The sequence below is a fragment of the Hymenobacter daecheongensis DSM 21074 genome (assembly GCF_900141805.1).
Lineage (GTDB): Bacteria > Bacteroidota > Bacteroidia > Cytophagales > Hymenobacteraceae > Hymenobacter > Hymenobacter daecheongensis.
On record NZ_FQYN01000004.1, the window covers coordinates 159,532 to 183,376 of the forward strand.

Annotated in this window: 23 protein-coding genes; 14 read left to right on the forward strand and 9 right to left on the reverse strand. The window is 59.4% G+C overall.

Translation table 11 applies throughout. The annotated features are described in order from the left end of the window. Positions 1–19 precede the first annotated feature (19 nt). Both aroB and BUB62_RS08870 read right to left on the reverse strand, forming a co-directional pair. The gene (gene aroB, locus BUB62_RS08865; protein WP_073108903.1) at positions 20–1,063 is read right to left on the reverse strand and encodes a 3-dehydroquinate synthase; all 1,044 of its coding nucleotides are present in this window, start codon (positions 1,061–1,063) and stop codon (positions 20–22) included. Between the two features lie 37 nt (positions 1,064–1,100). Continuing rightward, positions 1,101–2,198 carry a chorismate mutase gene (locus BUB62_RS08870; protein WP_073108906.1) on the reverse strand — a complete coding sequence of 366 codons (1,098 nt, stop codon included), beginning with the start codon at positions 2,196–2,198 and terminating at the stop codon, positions 1,101–1,103. Between the two features lie 169 nt (positions 2,199–2,367). On the opposite strand from BUB62_RS08870, the gene BUB62_RS08875 reads away from it, so the two are divergent. The 6 genes from BUB62_RS08875 (at position 2,368) to lysS (ending at position 10,544) form a co-directional block, all read left to right on the forward strand. Continuing rightward, on the forward strand, positions 2,368–3,558 hold the full coding sequence (locus BUB62_RS08875) for a proline dehydrogenase family protein (protein WP_073108907.1): 1,191 nt from the start codon (positions 2,368–2,370) through the stop codon (positions 3,556–3,558). Positions 3,559–3,677: 119 nt separating this feature from the next. After that, on the forward strand, positions 3,678–4,058 hold the full coding sequence (locus tag BUB62_RS08880; RefSeq protein WP_073108910.1) for a hypothetical protein: 381 nt from the start codon (positions 3,678–3,680) through the stop codon (positions 4,056–4,058). Positions 4,059–4,239: 181 nt separating this feature from the next. Next, positions 4,240–5,052, forward strand: a complete 813-nt coding sequence (locus BUB62_RS19725) for a hypothetical protein (protein WP_317041378.1) — start codon at positions 4,240–4,242, stop codon at positions 5,050–5,052. Between the two features lie 332 nt (positions 5,053–5,384). Further along, positions 5,385–7,532, forward strand: a complete 2,148-nt coding sequence (locus tag BUB62_RS08890) for a carboxy terminal-processing peptidase (protein WP_073108912.1) — start codon at positions 5,385–5,387, stop codon at positions 7,530–7,532. A gap of 240 nt (positions 7,533–7,772) precedes the next feature. After that, positions 7,773–8,813 (forward strand): hypothetical protein, encoded by a 1,041-nt coding sequence (locus tag BUB62_RS08895; protein WP_073108915.1) that lies wholly within the window; start codon positions 7,773–7,775, stop codon positions 8,811–8,813. A 174-nt stretch (positions 8,814–8,987) separates the two neighbouring features. After that, on the forward strand, positions 8,988–10,544 hold the full coding sequence (gene lysS / locus BUB62_RS08900; protein WP_073109685.1) for a lysine--tRNA ligase: 1,557 nt from the start codon (positions 8,988–8,990) through the stop codon (positions 10,542–10,544). A 298-nt stretch (positions 10,545–10,842) separates the two neighbouring features. Here lysS and BUB62_RS08905 read toward each other — a convergent pair whose 3' ends face one another. Together BUB62_RS08905 and BUB62_RS19730 are read right to left on the reverse strand one after the other, a co-directional pair. Continuing rightward, the gene (locus BUB62_RS08905) at positions 10,843–11,226 is read right to left on the reverse strand and encodes a YtxH domain-containing protein (RefSeq protein ID WP_073108917.1); all 384 of its coding nucleotides are present in this window, start codon (positions 11,224–11,226) and stop codon (positions 10,843–10,845) included. A gap of 149 nt (positions 11,227–11,375) precedes the next feature. Then, a complete protein-coding gene (locus BUB62_RS19730) occupies positions 11,376–11,810 on the reverse strand; it encodes a YtxH domain-containing protein (RefSeq protein ID WP_073108920.1) in 435 nt (144 codons plus the stop codon). 250 nt (positions 11,811–12,060) lie between these two features. On the opposite strand from BUB62_RS19730, the gene BUB62_RS08915 reads away from it, so the two are divergent. The 4 genes from BUB62_RS08915 to BUB62_RS08930 all read left to right on the forward strand — a co-directional run bounded on the left by BUB62_RS08915 (position 12,061) and on the right by BUB62_RS08930 (position 14,597). Continuing rightward, positions 12,061–12,312 (forward strand): Kazal-type serine protease inhibitor domain-containing protein, encoded by a 252-nt coding sequence (locus BUB62_RS08915; RefSeq protein ID WP_073108922.1) that lies wholly within the window; start codon positions 12,061–12,063, stop codon positions 12,310–12,312. Between the two features lie 15 nt (positions 12,313–12,327). Next, positions 12,328–12,699, forward strand: coding sequence for a cupin domain-containing protein (locus tag BUB62_RS08920; protein WP_073108923.1), 372 nt, complete (start codon positions 12,328–12,330; stop codon positions 12,697–12,699). A gap of 49 nt (positions 12,700–12,748) precedes the next feature. After that, entirely contained in the window at positions 12,749–13,645 is an 897-nt protein-coding gene (locus BUB62_RS08925) for a hypothetical protein (RefSeq protein WP_073108924.1), read from the forward strand. Positions 13,646–13,739: 94 nt separating this feature from the next. Further along, positions 13,740–14,597 carry a dienelactone hydrolase family protein gene (locus tag BUB62_RS08930; RefSeq protein WP_073108926.1) on the forward strand — a complete coding sequence of 286 codons (858 nt, stop codon included), beginning with the start codon at positions 13,740–13,742 and terminating at the stop codon, positions 14,595–14,597. A gap of 28 nt (positions 14,598–14,625) precedes the next feature. Here the strand turns inward: BUB62_RS08930 and BUB62_RS08935 are convergent, their stop codons facing one another. Beyond that, entirely contained in the window at positions 14,626–16,680 is a 2,055-nt protein-coding gene (locus BUB62_RS08935) for a tetratricopeptide repeat-containing sensor histidine kinase (protein ID WP_073108929.1), read from the reverse strand. Positions 16,681–16,922: 242 nt separating this feature from the next. On the opposite strand from BUB62_RS08935, the gene BUB62_RS08940 reads away from it, so the two are divergent. Then, the gene (locus BUB62_RS08940; RefSeq protein WP_073108930.1) at positions 16,923–17,228 is read left to right on the forward strand and encodes a hypothetical protein; all 306 of its coding nucleotides are present in this window, start codon (positions 16,923–16,925) and stop codon (positions 17,226–17,228) included. Positions 17,229–17,530: 302 nt separating this feature from the next. Here the strand turns inward: BUB62_RS08940 and BUB62_RS08945 are convergent, their stop codons facing one another. Then, positions 17,531–18,199 carry a T9SS type A sorting domain-containing protein gene (locus BUB62_RS08945; RefSeq protein ID WP_073108934.1) on the reverse strand — a complete coding sequence of 223 codons (669 nt, stop codon included), beginning with the start codon at positions 18,197–18,199 and terminating at the stop codon, positions 17,531–17,533. Positions 18,200–18,312: 113 nt separating this feature from the next. Here BUB62_RS08945 and BUB62_RS08950 point away from each other — a divergent pair, with 113 nt between their 5' ends. The 3 genes from BUB62_RS08950 (at position 18,313) to BUB62_RS08960 (ending at position 20,300) form a co-directional block, all read left to right on the forward strand. After that, positions 18,313–18,675: a hypothetical protein gene (locus BUB62_RS08950; RefSeq protein ID WP_234988659.1), complete on the forward strand. Its 363-nt coding sequence runs from the start codon at positions 18,313–18,315 to the stop codon at positions 18,673–18,675. 164 nt (positions 18,676–18,839) lie between these two features. Beyond that, positions 18,840–19,538 (forward strand): hypothetical protein, encoded by a 699-nt coding sequence (locus BUB62_RS08955; protein ID WP_073108938.1) that lies wholly within the window; start codon positions 18,840–18,842, stop codon positions 19,536–19,538. Positions 19,539–19,619: 81 nt separating this feature from the next. Further along, positions 19,620–20,300 (forward strand): metallophosphoesterase, encoded by a 681-nt coding sequence (locus tag BUB62_RS08960; RefSeq protein ID WP_073108941.1) that lies wholly within the window; start codon positions 19,620–19,622, stop codon positions 20,298–20,300. Positions 20,301–20,601: 301 nt separating this feature from the next. Here the strand turns inward: BUB62_RS08960 and BUB62_RS08965 are convergent, their stop codons facing one another. From BUB62_RS08965 to BUB62_RS08975, 3 genes are all read right to left on the reverse strand, one after another. Beyond that, positions 20,602–21,423: an enoyl-ACP reductase FabI gene (locus tag BUB62_RS08965; protein WP_073108943.1), complete on the reverse strand. Its 822-nt coding sequence runs from the start codon at positions 21,421–21,423 to the stop codon at positions 20,602–20,604. A 164-nt stretch (positions 21,424–21,587) separates the two neighbouring features. Continuing rightward, a complete protein-coding gene (gene recN, locus BUB62_RS08970; RefSeq protein WP_073108945.1) occupies positions 21,588–23,261 on the reverse strand; it encodes a DNA repair protein RecN in 1,674 nt (557 codons plus the stop codon). A 366-nt stretch (positions 23,262–23,627) separates the two neighbouring features. After that, positions 23,628–23,816, reverse strand: a complete 189-nt coding sequence (locus BUB62_RS08975) for a PID-CTERM protein-sorting domain-containing protein (protein WP_073108948.1) — start codon at positions 23,814–23,816, stop codon at positions 23,628–23,630. Between the last annotated feature and the right edge of the window lie 29 nt (positions 23,817–23,845).

The window sequence follows — 23,845 nt, forward strand, 5'->3', positions numbered from 1 at the left end:
AGTTGGTATTACCCTCTGACTAAAGCCGGTGATAGTAGCGCAGCGAATCAGCCAGTTCGGCCAAGGTCACGGGCTGGTCATAGATGGCGTGGCCGATGCCTTCAAGCAGCGTGCAGTTGATGGTGGTGCCGCTGTTCTTTTTATCCTGCAACGCCAGTTCGGCAATGCCGTCGGTTTCGAGGGTTACGAACTGAATTTTGTCGTAAATCGAAAACAGGAATGTTTCGATGCGGTCCAGCTCCAAGTCAGAAAGCAGGCCGCGCTGGCGTGAAATCCAGCTTTCGCACACCATACCGGCCGCTATGGCCTCGCCATGCAGCACTTCGCGGCCGGGCTGCAGCAACAAGTAGCTTTCCAGGGCATGGCCCACGGTGTGGCCGAAGTTGAGCACTTTGCGCAGTCCGCTTTCCAAGGGGTCGGCGGCCACAATTCGCTGCTTGGTTGCTACCGATTCGCGGATGACCGGCGTCCAGTCCTCCACGAACAGCCCCTGGTGGCGCTGGGTTTCGAAGGCGGCGGCATCGGCAATCAGCCAGTGCTTCACGATTTCGGCGTAGCCGGATTTGAGCTGGCGCGCGTCAAGCGTGGTCAGAAACTGCGGCTCAATGAATACGCCGGCCGGTTCCTGAAACACGCCCAGCTGATTCTTAAAGCCCATAAAATCGACGCCGGTTTTGCCGCCCACGCTGGCATCGACTTGCGCCAGCAGCGTGGTGGGCACCTGCACGAAGCGCAGCCCGCGCTTGTACACGGCCGCGCTGAAGCCGCCCAGATCCGTAACTACGCCCCCGCCTAGGTTCACAACCACCGCAAACCGGTCGGCCCGCTTCTCGGTGAGGTGGCACCAGATGGTGTCGCAGGTCGCCAGGGTTTTGTATTCCTCACCGGCCGGAATTTCGACCAGCCCGTGCGCTTCAGGCAAATAGGGTTTCAGCAATGGGTAGCACAGCCGGGCGGTGTTGGCATCGGCCACCACCAGCACGTAGCTCACGGCGGGCTGCCGCAGCAGCTCGGCCAGCGCCGGCAGGCTTGGCGGCCCAATAAACAGGTTGGAATCAGACATACGCGAAGGTAAGGCTTGCGGGGAAGTAGCGCCGGGCTTACGCCGGCCGCTGCATTATCTCGGTTTGCTTGCGGATGCTTTCCAAGTGAATCAGCTTATACAGTTCGGCCACGAATTTCTCATTCACGCGCAACTGGCCGGCCCATTGCTGCCGCGAGGCGAAAATCTCGTTCCAGCGGTCCAGCTGCAATATTTTCACGTCGTTGGCCTTCTTATAGCCGGCCAGCTCCTCCACCAGGGCCATGCGGCGGGCCAGGGCTTCCAGAATTTCGCGGTCGGCCACGTCCATTTTCTGGCGCAGCTCTTCAGCTTTGTTCAGGTAGTCGGCATCGTCGGAGGAGCGGCGGCGATACTTCAGCTCGCTCAGAATCTCACCCAGGCGCGGCGGGGTCACTTGCTGCTCAGCGTCGCTGAGGGCGTGGTCGGGGTCGGGGTGGGTTTCGATCATCAGGCCATCGTAGTCCAGATCGAGGGCTTTCTGGGCGATGGGCAGCAGCAGGTCGCGGCGGCCGCCGATATGGCTGGGGTCGCAGATGAGCGGAATGTGCGGAAAGCGGGTTTTCAACTCAATGGCCAGCTGCCAGGTGGGCGCATTGCGGTAGCGCGAGGGCGCAAACGTGCTGAAACCCCGGTGAATAGCGGCCAGATCGTGAATGCCGGCCCGCTCCATTCGTTCCAGCGCGCCAGCCCATAGCGCCACGTCGGGATTCACGGGGTTTTTCACCATCACCGGCACGCCGGTCCCGGCCAGCGCATCGGCCAAATCCTGCACCGCGAAGGGGTTTACGGTGGTGCGGGCCCCAATCCAGAGGACGTCCACGCCGTGAGCCAGCGCCTCTTCTACGTGGCGCGGTGTGGCCACTTCCACCGCCACCGGCAGGCCCACTTCGGTGCGCACCCGCTGCAGCCATTTCAGCCCCACCGCGCCCACGCCCTCGAAGGAGCCGGGCCGGGTGCGCGGCTTCCAAATGCCGGCCCGGAACAGGTCAATTTTCCCCAGCGCCTTCACCCCGGCGGCAGTGGCCAGCAGCTGCTCTTCGGTTTCGGCGCTGCAGGGCCCGGCAATAAGCAGCGGCTGGCCTTTGACGGCCAGTAGGCGGGTGAAAAACGTATCGATAGCCAACGGAATTTCCATGTGGGAAGTAGAAGAAACAGAGGAAGGAAGAGAGCTTGGCCAAACGCCCGCACAACAGGCAAGCCAGGCAGCGCAAGAAAGCCGGCCGGCAGAGTAACTACGCCGGTCAAAACGATGTTTAACCTTTATCTTCGCCCACCCAAACAGCCGCCCAAAGCTACCCACCCGCATGGCATTAACCCAAGCTCGACCCATTTCCTTCAACGACACGGCCGTAGCCTTCGCCTCCAAATCGGATGCGGAGCTGCGCCAGATGTACGCCTTGTTCGCCGCCATGAACAACAATGGCTTGGTAAAGATGGGCGGCGGCCTGATGAAGACGGCTCTGAAATGGAAGCTGCCGGTCAAGTTCCTGATTAAGAAAACCATCTTCGAGCAGTTCTGCGGCGGTGAAACCATTCAGGAATGCCTACCCGTCATTGAGGAGCTGGGCCGCTACCAGATCGGCACTATTCTCGACTATTCGGTGGAAGGCGAAGGCAGCGAGCAAAGCTTCGACCACACCCGCGACGAGATTCTGGCCACCATCGATATGGCCCACCGCTCCACGCACATCCCCTTTTCCGTGTTTAAAGTGACTGGCGTAGCCGACAGCGCCCTGCTGGAAAAAGTGCAGGCCGGCAAGCCCCTCAGCGCCGCCGAGCAGGTCAGCTACGACCGCGCCCGCGCCCGCGTGGAAGCTATTTGCGCCCGCGCCCACCAGTATGGCGTGCGCGTATTTGTAGATGCGGAGGAAAGCTGGTTTCAGGAAACCATCGACACCCTGGCCTACGAGATGATGGCCAAGTATAATAAGGAAGCGGCCATCGTCTGGAACACCTACCAGCTCTACCGCCACGACCGTCTCGATGCCATCAAGCAGGCCTACGATGATGCCGTGAAAGGCCAGTATTTCCTCGGCGGCAAGCTGGTGCGCGGCGCGTATATGGAGAAGGAAGCCCGCACCGCCACCCAGCGCGGCTACCAAAACCCCATCAACCCCAGCAAGCAGGCCACCGACGACCTCTATAACGAGTCTCTGCGCTATTGCGTGGCCCACGCCGACCGCATCAGCATCTGCGCCGGCACCCACAACGAGGATAGTTCCCTGCTGCTTACCGAGTTGATGCAGGAGTTTCACCTGCGCCCCGGCGACCCGCGCATCTGGTTTGCCCAGCTCTACGGCATGAGTGACAACCTGAGCTACAACCTCGCCAACGCGGGCTACAACACGGCCAAATACGTGCCCTACGGCCCTGTAGAGGCCGTGATGCCCTACCTGTTGCGCCGCGCCGATGAGAACACCGCCATTGCCGGCCAGAGCAGCCGCGAATTCCTGCTCATCCAAAAAGAAATGGCTCGCCGAAAGGCTCAGAAATAGCGTTTTACAGCCCCGGCATAATTTTGGCTAGCTGCGGCCCGCTGCTTCGGAACCTCCATCCGGGGCAGTGGGCTTTTTTTTTGCTAATTTCCGCCTCCATTTCCCACGCCGCCTGCTCAATGAACGGACGAGTCCGCAACCATCTTATCCGCTTTGCCCGCCATCAGGTGGGCACTACCAGCTACCTGAATCTGGTGCAGGAAGCCGAACTAGGCCTCAATCTGGAAATCTCCCACGAAAAATCCCGCCTCAATGAATTGCTGGCGGAGCTGTCGGAAAGCGAGTACTGGGCCGGCCGGCCTATTTTGAGCTGCTTGGTGAAAGTAGAAGGCTCGAAAGGCCAGGGCGACAACTTCTACAAAATGTGCGAGCGGCTCGGCCTGGGCGAATGGCGCACGCTCAAGCAAGATCCCGAGTTTCTCAAAACGCTACGGCGCGAGTGTCGGGCGTTCTGGCAGGATGAGCAGAATTATCAGCAATTCGCTCAGCGTTCTGAATGAGTAGGTTGGCATAATTCAAGGGAAATAGGCAGGATTAAAATTTGGTTGGTCCGGGGATTTTTTGTAACCCCATTCGGAAGGACACGTTAAGGACCTCGAAGCTGAAGCACTCTGGTTTAGACCGGCTCCTGCTTCGCTTCTTACCCTCAACTTCTCTTTCCCCACTCAACCAATTCCTCCTATGAACACCAACGATCCGAACAACCCGCAGAACACCGGTACTGGCGCAGGCTCTAACTACGGCACTTCCAACACCGGTACTGGTATGGGCAACAGCTCTAGCTCCAGCAACCAGGGCACTAGCTACAATGCTGGTACGGGCGTAAACAAAGACGGCGACGACTTCAGCGCTACTGCTAAAGGAGCTGCTGTAGCTGGCACCGCTGGTGCAGTAGTAGGCCGCGGCATTGATGCCGTGCAGAATGCTGCCGACGAAGCTGCTCACGCTGTAACGGGTGAGCCCTACCGCAATGCTTCCGGTTCGGGCATGCTGACCAGTTCGTTCCGTGACCGTCAGAGCGCTGAGCGCGCTTACCAGTCGCTCTCTTCGCGTGGCTATGGCAAAGACGACGTAAACCTGCTCATGTCGGACGAGACGCGCAAAACGCATTTCGGCGACAACACGCCTGATACCGACCTGGGCGACAAAGCTATGGAAGGTGCCGGCGTAGGCTCGGCCATTGGTGGCACGGCTGGTGCTATCATCGGTGCCATTGCTGCCATCGGTACTTCGGTAGCTCTGCCCGGCCTGGGCCTGATTATCGCTGGCCCTATCGCAGCCGCTCTGGCTGGCGCTGGTGCCGGTGGCCTCACGGGTGGCCTGGTAGGCGCTCTGGTAGGCTCGGGCATCCCCGAGGAGCATGCTGCTGAGTACGAAAACGACATCAAAAACGGTGGCATCGTGATGGGCGTGAAGCCCCGCAACGCCGAAGACGCTAAGTACTTCGAAGATGAGTTCCGCGCCAGCAATGGTGACCGGGTTCGTCGCTACTAGTCGATTTAAGCTTTAAGTAGCTTCCCAAAAAGGCCTTCTCTTCATTGAGGAGGCCTTTTTATTTTTCGGTTCTATAGTTTCCCGCAGCTGTTTCGAGCCGGATGCGGTTGAGCGTTGGCGCTGGCAGAGGCGCTTAGGAAACTAAGCGGCTGGCCGGCGCTTTGCACGTGCAACCTTCGCGGGTTTGTTTGCGCCTTATAGCAACAGAAATATTCGGCGGGGACTTATTTTAGGTCGCTGTATGTTTCTGAAAAAACCGTCTTGCAGGCAGATGCGTAGCCTGAGTGCGGCTTTTGCTTACATTTGATTTTCCTCCATTTCATTCCGATTCCATGTCTTCTCCCCGCCTGAAAATAGGCCTGTATGCCTCGTTGGTGTTGGTAGTATTCGTACTGGCATCCTATAAGCTGTATCGGCGCAACGATAGCAGCGGCTCTCCTCAGAAAGATGAGGTGCTCATCAAGGCAATGCTCCAGGGGTTGAGCGCCGCGCATTACCAACCCGAAAAAATTGACGACAATTTCTCTAAGCGCGTGTTTGATCTGGGCCTAAAGCGCCTGGATTACAACAAGAAATTTCTGCTTCAGTCGGATGTGGAGCAGCTGCGCAAATACCAGTTCGACGTAGACGACCAGGTAAGGCGTGGTACTCACGAGTTGCTGGACTTGAGCACCAAGCTCATTCTGCAGCGCACCGATGATGTACAGGCGCTCTACCGCGACCTTCTTTCCAAGCCCTTTGACTTCTCCGTGCAGGAGTCGTTTGAAACCGAGCCCGATAAAATGGTTTTTGCGGCCAATGCTGCCGCACAACGGGAAGACTGGCGCAAATACCTGAAGTATCAGACCCTCATCCGCATGTCGGAGATAATGGATGAGCAGGCCAAGAAGAAGGATAAACCGCTGGCCTCAGTATCGGCCAAGCCTTCGGCATCCGTGATTAGCGCCTCCGTCCTTACCCCCACTGAGATAGAAGCTGAGGCCCGCAAGCGCGTGCTGAAGTATTTCGATGACCAGTTCAAAGACCTCAAGCAGACCGATGCCAATGAGCGGCTGGCAACATATGCCGATGTGATTGCCAACACATACGACCCGCACACTCAATATTTCGCTCCCCGCGATAAAGAAGCATTTGACCAAGCCATGACGGGCCGCTTCGAGGGCATCGGTGCCACTTTGCAGGAGAAGGACGGCCAGATCAAGGTAGCGGATATTGTGCCGGGCAGCGCTTCGTACCGTCAGGGCGAGCTGAAAGCCGGCGATATTATTCTGCGCGTAGCTCAAGGAGCTGAGGAGCCGGTATCAGTAGAAGGCTGGCGCCTAGACAAGGCCATCGTTTTGATTCGGGGCAAGAAAGGCACGGAGGTACGCCTTACGGTGAAGAAGCCCGATGCCAGCACGAAGATTATCCCGATTATTCGCGATGTGGTCGTGATTGAGGAAACATTTGCTAAGTCTGCCATCGTGAACGAGGGCGGCAAAAAAATCGGTTACCTGCGGCTACCCAGCTTCTACGCCGACTTTAACGACAACGGCGGTCGTAGCTCGGCAGACGACGTGAAGAAAGAATTGGAGAAGCTGACCAAGGAAAATGTGCAGGGTGTAGTGCTCGACCTGCGCTTTAACGGCGGTGGTTCTCTGCAGGATGCGGTAGATATGACCGGTTTGTTTGTGGATAGCGGCCCGGTGGTTCAGGTGCGCTCGGGCCAGGGCTCGCCCAGCATCCTCAACGACCGTGACCCACGCGTGCAGTACTCCGGCCCGCTGGTGGTGTTGGTAAATAAGTACAGCGCCTCGGCTTCCGAGATTCTGGCCGCCGCTATTCAGGACTACAAGCGCGGCGTGATTGTGGGCTCGGCCAGCACTTACGGCAAAGGCACCGTGCAGCGCGTCGTTGATCTGGACGATATGCTGAGCGACTTTGGTTCGCTGAAGCCCTTTGGCTCGCTGAAGCTGACCACGCAGAAATTCTACCGCATCAACGGCGGCTCTACGCAGTTCAAAGGCGTGGTGCCGGACATCATCTTGCCCGATGCATACAGCTACCTCGACCAGGGCGAAAGAGAGTCGGATTACCCGCTGAAGTGGGATGAGATTACGCCCGCCCGCTACCGTGCCTGGAACAACTCGCCCGGCTACGATAAGCTCCGCACCGCCAGCCAGAGCCGCGTAGCCAGCAGCCCCAGCTTTAAGCTGATGAACGAGATGGTGCAGCGCATGCGCAAGCGCAAAGACGATACAATGGTATCGTTGAACCTGGCGAAGTTCCGGGTGGAGCAGGAGCAGGCTAAAGCCGAATCGGCTAAGTATGAAGCCGTGCAGAAAGCCACCACGCCTCTAGACATTGCGCCCCTTATGGCCGATGTGCGGCAGCTGGGCACCGATACGGTGCAGGTCAACCGGGCCTCACGCTTCACCAAAAACCTGAAAAAGGATATCACGCTGCACGAAGCCATTTCGGTTATCAAAGACCAGCTGTAGCAGCTGATTTAGACAACGAGGCTTCCGGAAAGCCCCTGCGCCGCGCTGGCGCAGGGGCTTTTCTTTTGTTCTATTCCCGGCACCCAACCATTTTAGTAAACAGCCGTGCTAAACGGGCGAAATTAAAATCGATTTAATTTTTATAAATTTCTCATTTTCAGTCCATTAAATACGCATAAATATGGCGAATATTTTTAGCAAACAGTGCAACTCTAATTAGTCTTGCGCTGTTTACTTAGCATGACAACGACAACTGAGAACAACATCTTCCCGCTCGTGACGGACGAGCAGAAGCAAGCTGAGGAAACGTGGCGCAAATCCATTCCCGCCCAGGTTTTTCTCAACTATTTCTTTGCCATCAACTACCACATTCAGGAGAATGATGACGCGACCGGCGGCCTGCAGCACCTGCCCTTTTTCCGGGCGCACCAGGCCGAGCTGACCGACACCGACGTGCAGGCCATTACCAAGCTGCTGCACTCGTGCTGGAGTACCGAGTACGCGCTGCGGGCCACGGCCGAGCTGGGCGACGAGGAGTACCTGCGCAACGCCTTGCACTGGACGTTTCCGCAGGCGTACCACAGCATCTTGTCGGGGTTGCAGGGCTTCCTGTATACCACGGGTGTGCGCTCCAACAATCCGTCGCTGGTGCGGCGCGAAGTGGGGCGGCTGGTGGTGCGCAACGCCTATCCGCGGCCGGTATCGTTCTACGCGGCCGGGGCCTACGGCGACTTCAGCATTCATCGGCTGCCGCTGGCGGGCTATAAGGCGGGGCTGCACATTGCCGGCAAGGAGATTGAGGCCCAGGCCCAGATTGGCCAGTTTCTGCGCACCACGCGCAAGATGAAGGCCCAGTGGACGCGCCAGCAGGTGCAGGGCAACCCCAACACCGCCCTGCGCAGCCAGAAAACCGGCAAGGTGCTGGACAAGTGGACGGCCTCGCACTGGCAGCAGATTACGTGGCGGCTAGGCTACACCACCATCTTCGACTTGCTGGGCCGCCTGCGCATCTCGCAGACCAGCCGCGAGATTGAGCGCTACGTGGAGGCCGAGATTGACTTCAAGCTGTTCCATCAGTCGCTGCTCAACATTGTGAGTTACCTCAACGGCATTCACGAAACCTACATTGCCAAAGCCCTGGGGCTGGAGCGCTACCAGCAGCTGGTAGATGAGCTGCCGAAGCACCTGCAGCACACTTTCGTGGCTGAGCGCCTGCGCACCCGCGTAGCGCCGCAGCTCACGGGCCAAGAGCCGCCGCAGCAGATGAGCATTGCGGCTTAACGCGGCCCGCCGCCGCTTCTTTCTAACGCACTACTGCCTATAGACCTAAGCGCTGCTCCATTGGAGCAGCGCTTTTTGTGTTTTTACAGTGCGGGTGGGGCTACACTGCCCGAATCAGACTATTTTTGCGGCTTGACTTTCCCGGCCACCGCGGCCTTTTCTAAGCCCATTCCCATGCAGCACCTCAGCGAACAGGAGCAAATACGTCGTAGCAAGCTTGATGAGCTTCGTAAGCTTGGCATCGACCCCTACCCTTCCGAGCTGTTCGACGTGAACTTCTATGCCAAGGAGATTCAGGACAACTACCACCCGGAGCTGAACAACTTCCAGGAAGTAAGCCTGGCGGGCCGGCTGATGTCGGTGCGGGTGATGGGCAAGGCGTCGTTTGCGGAGTTGATGGACGCCTCGGGCCGCATTCAGCTATACGTGAACCGCGACGAAATCTGCCCCGGTGAGGACAAGACGCTGTATAACGCCGTGTTCAAGAAGCTGCTCGATCTGGGCGACTTTATCGGGGTGAAAGGCTACGTGTTCAAAACGCAGGTAGGCGAAACATCCATTCACGTAAAGGAATTGGTGCTTTTGAGCAAAGCCCTACACCCGCTGCCCGTGGTGCGCGAGGCCGTGGATGAGGCTACCGGCGAGAAGAAAACCTACGATGCCTTCACCGACCCCGAGGCCCGCTACCGCCAGCGCTACGTGGACTTAGTGGTGAACCCGCACGTGCGCGACACGTTTGTGAAGCGCACGCAGCTGGTGCAGGCCATGCGCAATTACCTGAACGACAAAGGCTACCTGGAAGTAGAAACCCCGATTCTGCAGCCGCTCTACGGCGGCGCGGCGGCCCGCCCCTTCACCACGCACCACAACACGCTGGACATGACGCTGTATCTGCGCATTGCCAACGAGCTGTACCTCAAGCGCCTCATCGTGGGCGGCTTCGATGGCGTGTACGAATTCTCGAAGGACTTCCGCAACGAGGGCATGTCGCGGTTTCACAACCCCGAGTTCACCCAAATGGAGCTGTACGTAGCCTACAAAGACTACTACTGGATGATGGACCTGGTGGAGGAAATGGTGGAGCGCGTGGCCATGGCTCTGCACGGCCAGACCGAGGTGCAGGTGGGCGAAAACCTCATCAACTTCCAGCGCCCCTGGAAGCGCTTCACGATGGCCGAATCCATTCAGCACTTCACCGGCGTGGATATTTCGGACCTCGACGAAGCCGGCCTGCGCGAGGCCGCTAAACAGTTGCACGTCGGACTGGACCCTAGCATGGGCAAAGCCAAGATCATCGACGAGATATTCGGCGAGCATGTGGAGCCAAAGCTGATTCAGCCCACGTTCATCACCGATTATCCGGTGGAGATGTCGCCGCTGGCCAAGAAGCACCGCTCGAAGCCGGGCCTGGTGGAGCGGTTTGAGGCGATTTGCAACGGCAAGGAAATCTGCAATGCCTTCTCCGAGCTGAACGACCCAATTGACCAGCGCCAGCGCTTCGAGGACCAGCTGGAGCTGGGCAAGCGCGGCGACACCGAGGCGATGGTGCTCGACGAGGACTTCCTGCGAGCCCTGGAGTACGGCATGCCGCCCACGGCCGGCCTGGGCATCGGTATTGACCGCCTGAGCATGATTATGACCAATTCCAACTCGATTCAGGACGTGCTGTTCTTCCCGCAGATGAAGCCGGAGTTCACCAAGTCGGAGAATGCACCCAAGCCGGAAGCGTAACCAGTATGCATTGGGGCTTTGATGGCCCTGAAAATCGAAAAGCCTCCCACGGAAGTCGTGAGAGGCTTTTCTTTTTTACAGCGCGCTTACCCTTCCAATCGGGGGACGCTAAAGAAGTGTGCGATGGACGAGTCTGATTTTACTGACTGAAACAAAAAAACCTTTTCAACCAGAAGCTCCTACTGTCGGCAATTTTACTTTAACGGCATCTCCGACTTTCTTTCAAGCGCGATGTATAATGACTAACGCCAAGACGGCGAGAAAGTTACAGCGCGCAGCAACTTTTTTCAAGCTTTTTTCAAAGTGAGCGGCCATACCCTTTGGCACCGGTGTGGCGCGTGTCGCCAGCCATGCCGTCGTAGTCCGAGTCGTTGTCGTCACGGTCGGGACTGGTGGCGGGGTTGGGGCGGTCCTGGCTGGTCATGGAGGTGAGCAGGTCGTCGGCGGCGGAGCGGGACTGCTGCTGGTCGGTGCTGCTAGTCGTCGCGCCCGTCAGGTCGTTGAGTTTGCCCAGATTGGCTTTGAGCAGCTTGCTGAGGTCATCGCCCCACTTAGACGCCGATTTTTTGAGCCCGGCCCGCGTCTGGTCGCCGGTTTCGGGAGCCAGCAGCAGGCCGGCTACGATGCCGGCGGTAGCCCCGGCCAACAAAGACAGAATGACTTTACCGTTGTCGTCTTTCATAGAAGTGAGGTAGATGAAAAGGTGGCAAACCGCCGACGCGGTGTCGGACTTCTGATGCTAACGGCTTTGCGCGGACGAATGTTATACGCAAAAAGCGGCCTTCTTTCCGGAGAAAGAAGGCCGCTTTTTGCGTTAGCAAGCGAATTGGCTTACAGGTCGTTGAGCATTTTCACGACTTCGCTTTTGGCTTTGCCCAGCTTCTGCTGCAGGCGGCCTACCAGCTCGTCGCCTTTGCCTTCGGTGTAGTCGAGGTCTTCGTCGGTGAGCTGCGCGAACTGCTGCTTCAGCTTGCCTTTGCCTTCGTTCCAGTCGCCTTTCATGTTCAGGCTGCTACCGGCACCGGTGATGCCCATATCTTCGAGCTTGCTCATGTAGCCTTTGAACTTCGAGTCCAGCTCTTCGCCATACTTCGACAGCTGGTCGCCGAGCGTGCCGCTGTATTTGGTGGCGGCGTTTTTCAGGTTTTCGCGGGTAGCAGCTCCTTTGTCGGGAGCCATGAGCATACCGGCAATGATACCGGCACCAGCGCCAGCAAGAACAGCAAGAAGGATTTTACCGGAGTTGTCTTCTTCGTGATAGGACATGGTGTTGAGGGAGAGAAGGGTGAATGATAAAACGGGGTGAGGGTAGAGCGGCACCGCGGGGCGGGCAGCCGGGCCTTAGGTAGGCCGAAGCTGGGCCGTCAGGTTGCCAGATCTGCCTGCCTATACGAAGCGGGGCGGCCGGGGTTATGGCAGCAAGCTAAAAAATAGCTGGAACAAGATATGACGTGCCGCGGCCTAACCCGACGCTGCTACCTTTACGTTGTTAGGGGCACACTCACTGCTTTCTGCCATGCCAAAATCCATCTTCGCGGCGCTGCTGCTGCTGCCTTTGCTGCTCGCGAGCTGCGCATCGGGCCCGGCTCCCGCCGCCGGGGTTTCGTGCATCGATGCCGGCAAAATCCGGAAGGATGCGCTGTGCACGATGGACTACACGCCCGTGTGCGGCTGCGACGGCAAGACCTACGCCAATGCCTGCGTGGCCACCAACGCCGGGGTCACGTCCTTCAGCCAAGGCCTGTGCCCGGATTCCAAAACCAACTAACTTTTCCAGCTACCGATGTCCGAAAAACGCTACTTCCGCCAGCAGAATCCCTTCCGCGTGCCCACCACCGATGGCAAGCTCATTGAGGAGCACATTGGCTGGGCCAGTACCCAGACCGAGCAGTACAGCGTGGCGCACATGGTGGCTCCTGCGCACTGGAGCGAGCCGCATCAGCAGCCGGAATTCGACGAAATCACCATTGTGGTGCGGGGTCGGAAGCGGTTCGAAGTTGATGGCGACGTTATTGAGCTGGGGCCGGGCGAGTCGCTGCTGATCAAGGCCGGGGCGCGGGTGCGCTACTCCAACCCGTTCGACGCGGAGGTGGAATACTGGTCGATCTGCGTACCGGCCTTCACGATGGATGCGGTGAACCGCGAAGCCGAATAATCCTCGGCCTAGCCTCCGCTCCTGCCCTTTTCCGCCTTACTCCGCGCCCATGAATCTGCTGTATCTGGTATTTGGCTCCAACATCAAGAACCACTTCCAGGCCAATTTCTCCATTCTAACCTTTCTGGAGCACCGCGCCGGCCTCACCAGCATCACCGTCGTGACGGACGCGCCGGCCTTCTACCGCCACCTGGCCGACTCCGTGACGGTGCTGCCGGTGGACGAGAAAACCCTGCAGGAATGGAAGGGCGAGTACAACTTTTTCTGGCGCATCAAGCTAAAAGCGCTGGAATACGTGGCCCGGCAGTTTCCCGCCACCCCTATTCTGTACCTGGATTCCGATACGTTTCTGCACGGCTCGTTCAGCGCCCTGCACGACACGTTGCGGCAGGGCACGGCCCTTATGCACGAGCCAGAAGGGGCGCTTTCGGCTCTGGGCAGCAAAACGGAAAAGCTGATGTGGGCCCAGACCCAAGGCAAAACCTACGGCGGCGTGGCCCTCACGGCCCAACACCTGATGTGGAATGCGGGCGTGGTGGGCATTCCGGCGCAGCGCGGACCGGAGGCCATTGCGCTGGCCCTGCGCATCTGCGACGAGCTGAGCCGGCAGCAGGTGACCCCGCGCCTGATCGAGCAGTTTGCGCTGTCGGTGGCGCTGGCCGAAACCTTCGGGCTGCAGGCGGCGCGGCCCTATATCGGGCACTACTGGAGCAATAAGGACGAATGGAACGAGCACATTGGGGCGTTTTTGCTGGAGTCGCACCTCACGCGGCGCACCGTGGCGCAGGATGTAGCCGCCTTGGCGCAGTTCGACTTTCGGGCCGTGCCGGTGAAGAAGCGACTCAAAAACACCCGCCACCGCCTCGAAAAGCTGGTGCGCAATCTGTTTCCGCCCAAAGAAGAACTGTACATTGGGGAAGACGACCAGCCAACGACTGCGCACTGAGCCGCTTTTGGCGTGAGCCCCGGCCTGGCCTAGCAGCGCGGCTTTTCGTGCTATCTTTCAATCCTGCTTTTGTTCCCAGCCCAGCTTTCGCCCTATGGATCAGCGCATCATCAATCTTTTCGACGAGTACACCCACCGCCCGCTTTCCCGCAAGGAATTTATGGAGCAGTTGGTAAAGCTGACCGGCGGCCTGACCCTGGCCCTCACGGCGCTGGCGGTGCTGGAACCCGGCTATGCCCAGGCCACCACTACCGATGAGAAGAGCAACAACCTGCTGACCGAAGAAGTGACCTGGCCCGGCGACGGCCTGACGATGAAGGGGTATCTGGCGCATCCGAAAGGCCGGAAAAAGCGCGGCGCGGTGGTTGTCATTCACGAAAACCGCGGCCTCACGCCCCACATCAAAGATGTGACGCGGCGGGTGGCGCAGGCGGGCTACCTGGCTCTGGGCGTGGATGCGCTTTCCGGCGCGGGCGGCACGCCGGCCAATGAGGACGAGGGCCGCGAGCTGATCGGCAAGCTGGATATGGTAAAAAACCTGAACAGCTACCTCGCCGCCCTCACCTATCTGCGCCAGCGCCCCGACTGCAACGGCCGCACCGGCTGCGTGGGCTTCTGCTGGGGCGGGGCCCTGGCCAACGAGCTGGCCGTACACGATCCGCAGCTCGATGCGGCCGTGGCCTACTATGGCCGCCAGCCCAAAGCCGAAGACGTGCCCCGCATCAAAGCGGCGCTGCTGCTGCACTACGGCGGCCTCGATGAGCGGGTGAATGCTGGCATTCCGGCCTACGAAGCCGCCCTGCAAGCCGCCCGCAAACCCTATGAGCTGTATATATACGAGGGAGCCAACCACGCTTTCAACAACGATACCTCGCCCGCCCGCTACAACGCGGAAGTGGCCAAACTGGCCTGGGACCGGACATTGAAGCTCTTTAAGCAGAAGCTAGGGTAGGCAACCCGGCCCGGCAAGAGTGCCCGCACTAGCCGCGCACCGGCAGCGTAATCAGGAACTCGGTGAAGCCGTCGGTGGAAGGCTCCAGGGTGAGCGTGCCGCCGTGGCCTTTGATGATGTCGTAGCTCAGGGCTAGGCTGAGGCTGTTGGTTTCTCCCTCGGGCTGCGGGGTAAAAACGCGCTGGAAGACGTTGGCGCGGGCTTCTTCCGTCAGGCTAAGCCCGTTGTTGCGCACTCTTATTTCGATGTGCTGCGCGGCGCGCTTCGTGCTGAGCATTACCTGGGGCACGTAGTCTTCTTCGCCCAGGCGCTGCCGCTGCTGCACGGCCTGCATGGCATTGGCAAACAGGCTGACCAGCGCCCGGCCCAGATCCTGACGCACCACATCGACCAGGCCCACGGCCGGATCGAGCTGGGGCAGCAGGGCGGCGTTGAAATGGCGGCTTTTGGCCCTTAGGTCGTGGTAGGTGAGGCGCAGGTAGTCTTCGGCCAGCGTATTCAGATCGGTGGGCTGCCGGGGGCCGGGGCTGTTGCCGGAATATTCCAGCATGCCGCGCACAATGGATTCGGCCCGCTGACTGTGCTGCCCGATCTTCGCCTGATACTGGCTCAAGTTGCGCAGCATCTCGTCCATGAGTTCCAGGTCGTCGATGGAGAAAGTGCCTTTCGCCAGCTCCTCGCTCAGTTCCTGACAAAGACTGACGCTGATGCCCGCCAAATCTTTAATGGCGTGTGTGGGCATTTGTATCTCGTGGGCCACACCCGCCATCAGCTCGCCCAGCGAGGCCATTTTCTCGCGCAGCACCAGCTGGCTCTGGGTGGCTTTCAACTCCAGCAGCGTGCGGGCCAGGTTGTCGCGCTGGGTAGTCAGCTCGGCCTTTTGCAGCATAATCTGCTCATTCAGCTCCTGTAGGTGCCGGTTAGCTGTGCGCTTCTGCCGGTTGTTGCGCCAGAGCAGCAGCGCCGCCAGCAGCAGAAAGGCCGTGCCCGCCAGCAGCGCGTAAGTACGCACCTGAGTAGCATACTGAAGCTGAGCCTCTTCCAGCTGCCGCAGCCGCTGCTGCTCGGCAAAGCCAATGGCATCGAGCTGCTTGATGCGCTGCGGATTATAGAGGCTATCCTGGGCCGTGAGCATGATGCGCATGTATTTCAGGGCGCTGTCGGGCTGCTGCCGCGCCTGAAAGGCATCGTTCAGCAGGCTGCTGGTGCGCACCACCCCAATCACAAAAGGCAGCTGCTGCCCCAGCACCAAGGCTTTGCGGGCGTAGTAGATGCTCGAATCGGACTGCTGGCGCGTGCGGAACAGCTCCGCCATATACTGGTAGGCGCGGCAGGCGCTGCGCAGGTCGTTTTCGGGCACGGCGGCCTGGGCGCTGCGCCGGTAGTAGCGCAGGGCTTCCTCGTTGTGGCCCAGCTTAGCCTGCAACAGTCCTAATTCACGCAGCACATAAGGAGCCGGATTTCCCCACGGGCTCTGGTGCACGTTGCGCGAGCGGCTGGTAAGCTCCCAGGCTCGGTTCAGGAAATAAGCGGCCGAATCGAGCTGGTGCAGGCCTTCGTAGCCCGCACCGATGTTGGTGAGCACGCTGATGATCTGCGAGTCGTCGGGCACCCGGTGGGTTTCATATATTTTTTTGGCCCGGAAAAAATAGCCCAGCGCGGGGCGGTAGTCCTCCAAAGCATGGTAGAGCAGGCCGGTCTGATTTAGCGTGCGGGCCGTGCCTTCCCAGTCGCGGCTGGCCTGGTTGAGCTGCAGCGCGTCGAGGTCGATGCGCAGGGCCTGGGGCAGATTGCCCCGCTCGCTCATCAGAATGCCGATGCGCGACAGGCAGCGCCCCTCCCCTTTCCGGTATTTGATGCGCTGGGCCAGGTTCAGCCCGCGCCAGGCGTAATGCATCACCGAGTCGAAGCGGGAGTAGCGGTAGGAGGCGCTGATATCGGCCAGCAGCAGTACGCGGGTGGTATCGGTGGTGGCGCGGGCCAGCGCCTGCTTCAGGCCGGCAGTCTGCGGACTTTGGGCCGGCGCTGCAGTAGTTCCGAAGAGGATGGTGAATAGAAGTAAAACAGGATAAACTTGCTTCATGCGCAAAAATATACAAGCCTGACCGGCCCGTTGTCATGCGCTTCCACATTTAATTCACTATTCCTGAACTACATTCTTTTACCACTACCAAAAAGCGGCCCGGCACCAGCTGCCGCGCCGACACGCGGGTGCGCACGGCCGCCGTAGTATGCTCAAATTGGCCGGCGGGCAGTGGTTTGTTTGACTCAGCGCTAGGGGAAGCTGTTTTATAGTAGCATCTTTAGGCGTTAATTATGCATTCAATGCCTTTATCGCGCCTAAAATCTACTATTCTGCTGGCCGCGCTGCTGCTTATCCGCACCGGACACGCCCAAACCCGACTGGCAGCCGAATCGGGCGGCTCCGAAAGCTCGGAACTGACGGTGCGCGTGACGCTGCCCGCCGCCCTGAATGCCGCCAAAGACTACGCCGCCATCCTCCTCTCGAAAGACCAGGACAAGCTGAAAAACCTGGATGAGCGCCGCAAACGCCGCACCACCAGTCCGGTGCTGACGTTCTCACTGGCGATGCCCAAAAGCATTGTGCGCAAGCTGGCCGGTAATAATTAAACGACTCTTACTGGCTTCGGCGGCCCCGCCAGCCGACGTAACAGCTGTCCTACGCGGCCTTCGCACAGGGCGCTGTGCTGCTGCGCAAGAAACTCGTCAATCCCTTCGGCCAGCTCGGGCAGAAGTTCGCCGACGAGAAAATCTGCTTCAGCTCTGCGCAGCCTGCCTTTCTTATGAAGCTATTCAGAAAATTGGCAGAACGGCGTAGAGACGCATAGTTGCGTCTCGTCGTCCGCGCGGCTCGGGCGGGCTGGTTCAACGACGAGACGTTCTAGCCATCCTGCCGAAATCCTAAACACACACTACAGCTTCAGCCAGGCGCGCGAAGCGGCTCCCAGCCGTACCCGGTACAGGCCGGCGGGCAGGGCGTGCGTATTGAGGTGGGCGGTGCCGTTTTGGAGCGGGGCCTGCAGAACGCGGCGCCCGGTGGCGTCGAGCAGCTCTACGGCAGCCCCGGCAGCGGGGCGGCCCGCCGTGAGTCGCACGGTGAGCGGCTGCCGGGCCGAGGCTGGGTTGGGAAAGACGTCAAAAGTCGGGGCCGCTTGTCGGACGGCAGCGGTGGCGGTGGGCATGGGCAAATCGACCCAGCGCGGAATGCTGCCGGAATACGTGGCTGCGCCGGTAGCCGAAATGGTGAAGCTGCGGTTAGGCGTGCTGTTATTATTCTGCTCGGCTTCTACCCTGGTCCAATCGCCACGGGTGAATTTGAACTCCACCGGGCCCCGCACCGTGGTGGGCAGCGTGAGGGTGTAGTGGCCGTTGGGCTGCTTAGCAAGCCAGTAGCCGCTCACGCCGTGCTGCCAGTTGTTGAACGTGCCGGCCACGTATACGCCATCGGAGGCCGGCGTATTGGCGGGAATGGTGATGTCCAGCGTGAGCTGGGCGTGGGCCGTGCCTACCGTGAGCAGTATGCCCATAGCCACGGGCGTGGCGCGGAGCAGCGGGGAGATGGCGGGGCGAAATAGGGGCATACGATAAGGAGAAAAGCGAGAAGGAAGGGCGTGAGTAGCTGTTGATACCGCTCAAAAATACACGGCAAGGCCTAAATTTTTGCTTGGCGCGGCGGCTGGCTCGTAGTATAATTTTGCAAGACGCAACCCTCACTGCCGTGACCCGCGCTACCACTTTGCGGCTGATAAAAGCCCTGCACACGCTGATTTGGCTATTTTTCAACGGCGTGATTTTCTACATGCTCTACGCGGCGCTTACGGGCCGGCTCGACTGGCGGCTATGGCTGGGCTTCGGGCTGGTGGCGCTGGAAGGACTCACGCTGCTGCTTTTCCGCTTCGTGTGCCCGCTCACGCTCCTGGCCCGCAAGTACACCGCCGCCCGTCAGGACAACTTCGCCATTTACCTGCCCAACTGGCTGGCCCGGTATACCAAAGTGATTTACACTGGCCTGATGGCTGTCATTGCCCTCATCACCGTGTATCAGCTGCTGCGGTGAGCTGTTCCGGCGCTGGTGAGCGGCGCGGCCGGCGGCCTTTCTTCAATAATGTTGGACTGTTTGTGCGCGTTGAAGCATCGCCACCGTAAACAGGTCCGCGCGGTGCACTTCCGCCGTGTTTTCGCGGGCTCCAGCAACGCCCAAAAACCAGTAGAACCCCAGTCATGACCAAATTCACCGTAGAACGCCTTTCCTTCGATTCGCTCAGCGAGCTGCCCGACTCCTGGCAAAACCAGGATTATGTGGCGCTACTGCACAAAATGAGCTTCGACAACCCCGAGGCCCTCGACCCGACTGAGCTGAAAGCCATGTGCCAGATGGCCCTCACCGACCTGGAACCCACCGAAGCCGCCGAGCTGGTGCTGGAGTATCTGTTTGCCGAGCAGCTCAATGCCGGCCAAATCCAGAACCTGGCGCACAACATGTTAACCGAAAAGTTGTGGGAAGAAAACCCCGAGTTGAGTCAGCATCAGGGCTTTTTCAAGGCCACGCAGCTGCTCTACGAAGCTTATAACGGCAAATTTCCGCGTGCCGAAGCCGTACGGTTTCAGGTGCAGCTCACGGCCGAAGCGCCCGACGATCTGACCATGTTCAGCACTCAGCCCGAAGCCCCGCTGCTGCGCTTGCTGGCCCAGGGAATGCCCGACAATACGCTGCTCAAACGCCTGTTCGGCGAGCAGCTGGCCGGCACCAGCTTCCCCGAAGCCAAAGACATCATCTGGCAGCTCCGTGAGGTGAGCCGGAAAGCAAACGTGCTGGTGTTTGAAGTCGTCAGCTCGGCCTATTGGCTCGATGATTTCAAGTATGCCGATACCTACGAGGCTACCACCCAGACCGAAGAAGTGGCAGCCGAAGCGGAGTAGCAACCCGGCCCGCCAGCATTAAATCCCACAAAACCGCTTCGCAGCCCCGGCTCCGAAGCGGTTTTATTTCGTAAGCATTGTATGGAAACGTACGTTCTCGGCGATATTCATGGTGCTTTTCGGGCGCTGGAGCAGGTGCTGGCGCGCAGCCCCTTCCGCCCCGGCCTCGACCGCCTCATCCAGCTCGGCGACGTAGCCGACGGCTGGCCCGATACGCCCGAGTGCGTCGAGCGCCTGCTCAGCATTCCGAACAGCATTTGGGTGCAGGGCAACCACGACTGGTGGACGGCCGAATGGCTGACCTCACGCCTCCCTCCGGCGAAGCTAAGCCCAACTTGGCTCAGCCAGGGCGGCCAAGCCACCTACGAGGCCTACCAGCGTGGCCCTCAGGAGCAGCTTAGCCGCCACCAAAGCGCCTTTTTCGGCCGGCAGCTACTCTATTTCGAAGACGAGGCCAACAACCTTTACCTCCACGCCGGCTACGACCCCACCCAGCCCATCAGCCAGCAAAAGCCCGCCGAGCTGCTCTGGACGCGGGAGCTGTGGCTCAATGGCTGGGAGGCGCTGGGCTACACCGAATGCTACATCGGCCACACGCCCACCTGGCCCGAAAGCGCCGTGCCGCGCCAGCAGGCCAATGTGTGGAATATCGACCAGGGCGCAGGCTACGGCGGCCGGCTGACTATGCTGAACGTGCGCACCAAAGAGTTTGTGCAGAGCGACCCGGTGCCGGAGCTGTATCCGGGGGTGAAGGGGCGGTGAGTGGAATCATTGTCTACCTAGCCTAAGCGGCAGGTTACACGGTTAAGCCCCAGTGGGGCGAAATATCGATAGCAAAAGCAGTGTTTAGAAACCGGAAAAGCCCCAGCGGGGCGACACAACCAGTTCAACGATTGGTGTCGCCCCGCCGGGGCTTCGAGAACAGAAGCTAAGCGGTTTTACTACCGATATACCGCCCCTCCGGGGCTTGACCGCACAGTCCGCAGCCTGAGTTATCCAAAAACACGAAGCCTGCCCAATTTTGGGCAGGCTTCGTGTTTTTGGATAGGCACAAAGAGTCGCTCTACGAGTGCAGCTTAGTCATCGTCTCCACGATATCTTCCGAGATGCCGGTGCTGCTGAAGCCGCCGTCGTGCAGCAGGTTTTGCATGGTCACGTAGCGCGTCAGGTCCGAAAAGAGGCTGATGCAGTAGTCGGCGCAGGCTTCGGCTGGCGCGTTGCCCAGCGGCGACATCTTGTCGGCGTAGTCGTAGAAAGCGTCGAAGCCGCCCACGCCGGTGCCGGCCGTGGTTTTGGTCGGCGACTGCGAGATGGTGTTCACGCGCACCTTTTTCAGCTTGCCGAAGCGGTAGCCGTAGTTGCGGGCAATGCTTTCGAGCACCGCTTTGGCCTGCGACATGTCCGTGTAGTCGGGGAATACGCGCTGGGCGGCGATGTACGACAAGGCCACCACCGAGCCCCACTCGTTCATAGCGTCCAGCTTCTCGGCCACGGCCAGCATCTTATGAAACGACAGCGCCGACACGTCCAGCGTCTTCTGGAACCACTCGTAGTTCAGCTCGCCGTAGTGCTTGCCCTTCCGGATGTTGGTGCTCATGCCAATGCTGTGCAGCACGAAGTCGAGCTTGCCGCCCAAGTGCTCCTGCGCGCCCGAAAACAGCTTTTCCAGGTCTTCCATCGACGTAGCATCGGCCGGAATGATAAGGGCCTCGCACTGTTCGGCGAGCTTGTTGATTTCGCCCATGCGCATGGCCAGCGGGGCATTGGTCAGCACGAAGCGCGCCCCCTCGGCGTGGGCTTTCAGAGCCACTTTCCAGGCAATGGACTTTTCATCGAGCGCCCCGGAGATGATGCCGACTTTGCCAGCGAGTAGGTTATTGGACATATGGTAAGTTGGTGAGTTTGGAGTTCGAGCTACAAAAGAGCAAAAAAAACAAGAACGGGTCATGCTGAGCTTGTCGAAGCATCTCTACCGCTTCCGTTGCAATGCTATTCAGACAAAGTGGTAGAGATGCTTCGACAAGCTCAGCATGACCCGTTCTGCTTGCCCTACGCCGCCACCTCTTCCCCGCGCAAAGCCAGCAGCTCGCGGGCGCTTTGCAGGGCGTTTTCGCTGGGTTTGGCTCCCGCAATCATGTGGGCAATTTCGCGGATGCGCTCCTCCGTGCTCAGCTCCCGGATGCGGCTCACGGTGCGGTCGGCGCGGTCTTCCTTATACACGAAGTAGTGCACGTCGCCGGCGGCGGCCATCTGGGGCAAGTGCGAAATGGCGATAAGCTGGTGCTTTTTAGCCATCTGCTGCATCATGCGGCCTACTTTCACCGCAATTTCCCCCGAAATACCGGTGTCTATTTCATCGAATACGATGGTGGGCAGCGCGGTTTTGTCGGCCAGCATGTACTTGATGCACAGCATCAGGCGCGAGAATTCGCCGCCCGACGCGGCCTTGCTCAGCGTCTGGGGCTGGGCTCCTTTATTGGCCGTAAACAGGATGCTGATAACATCAAGTCCGCTGGCGGTGGGCTCGCCTACCGTGTGCTGCACCACAATGCGGGCGTGCGGCATGCCCAGCTCGGCCAGCAACCCGCCCAGCTCTTTCTCAAACTTCGGAAACGACTTCTGCCGGCTCTCCGACAGCTTGCCGCCCTGCCGCCGCACCGTAGCCAAGGCTCCTTCGGCATCTTTGCGCAGCCGCGTTATCTCCTTATCCAGGTTCAGCACCGAACCCACTTTCTGCCGCAGCTCGTCGCGCACTTCTATCAGGTCGGCCGTGTCGCGCACCTGGTGCTTGCGCTGCAGGTTGTAGAGCACATTCAGGCGGCCCTGCAGCTCGTCGATGCGGGCCGGGTCGCCTTCGGTACGGCGCTCGGCGGCTTCCACTTCGTCGGCAATGTCGTGCAGCTCAATCAGGCAGCTGTCGAGGCGGGCTTTCAGGGTTTTAAACTGATCGGCGTAGCTCGAAATCTGGCCCAGCATGGTGGCGGCCTCCTTCATGCTGCCGGTGGCGCAATACTCACTCTCGCTCAGGCTCTGGAACGCCTGGGTCAGCTTGTATTTGATTTCCTCCGCGTGCTCCAGCTGCTTCACCTCCTGCTCCAGCGCGTCCTGGTCCTCATCGTCGAGGCGGGCTTCTTCCAATTCGCTCAGCAGAAAGCTCTGGTAGTCCAGCTCCTTGTTAGCCTGCACCACCTGGTTTTCCAGCCCTTTCAGGTCGGCTTCCAGCTTCCGGTACTGCCGATAGGCATTGCTGTACTGCGCCCGCGCCGGCACCAGCCCCGCGTACAGATCAAGCAGATTGAGCTGAAATACGGCATCGCCCAGCAGCAGCGTATCGTGCTGGGAGTGAATGTCCATCAGGTTGGCCCCGATCTTCCGCAGCGCGTCCAGCGTTACGGGCGTATCGTTCACAAAGGCTCTGGATTTGCCCGTGGGGCTTATTTCGCGGCGCAGAATGCACTGCGCGTCATAGTCCAGGTCCTCCGACTCGAAAATGTCCTGGAGGTGATAAGTCGAAATATCGAACTGGCCCTCAATCACGCACTTGCGCTGCGTGTCAAACAGCATCTTCGAGTCGGCGCGGTTGCCCAGCAGCAGCCCAATGGCCCCGAGCATGATGGATTTGCCGGCCCCGGTTTCGCCGGTGATGATGTTCAGCAGCGCCGAGGGCCGAAGCTCCAGCTGCTCAATAAGGGCGTAATTATTTATGCGAAGATCAACCAGCATGGCGCGTCAGTTAGCGGAAATCATACGTCTGATAAACAGGCAAAAGCTGTTAAAACAGCTGATTTTGCCCTTTCAATGCTTCCAGAGGCATTTCGACTAATAAAATTAGTCATTCCCCTTTAAACCACAACCAGCATCCAAGCCATTTAGCAAAAAGCACTCCTCCAAATTAGGAGGGGCTTTGCCTTTTGAATAGCAGGGCACTTATATAGTGCTGGTCAGGAAGTCTTCTGACTCAAATCCAGAATGCCGTTCTAGTGACTTTCTGAACAGCTACCCACAAAAAAGTCCCCCTGTCAACTGACAGGGGGACTTACCGCAGGCATACAAGTACATGCCAACCACCAAGTGCTGGTGGTTAGGATATTATTTCCGGCGGAGCCGGCGCAGGCCCAAAGCCAAGCCGCCGGCTAGCAGCAGGGAGGCCCCGCCGTCGAGGGGAACATTGGTGGCCGCTGGCGCGGGACCGCCCAGGCCGGGGCCCTGCGCCCGGGCTGCTGGGGTCGTCAGCAGGCCCAGGCCAATCAGAAAAAGCAAAAGGAGAAGTCGGTTCATATCAGTATTCATAAGAAAGAAGGGAAAAG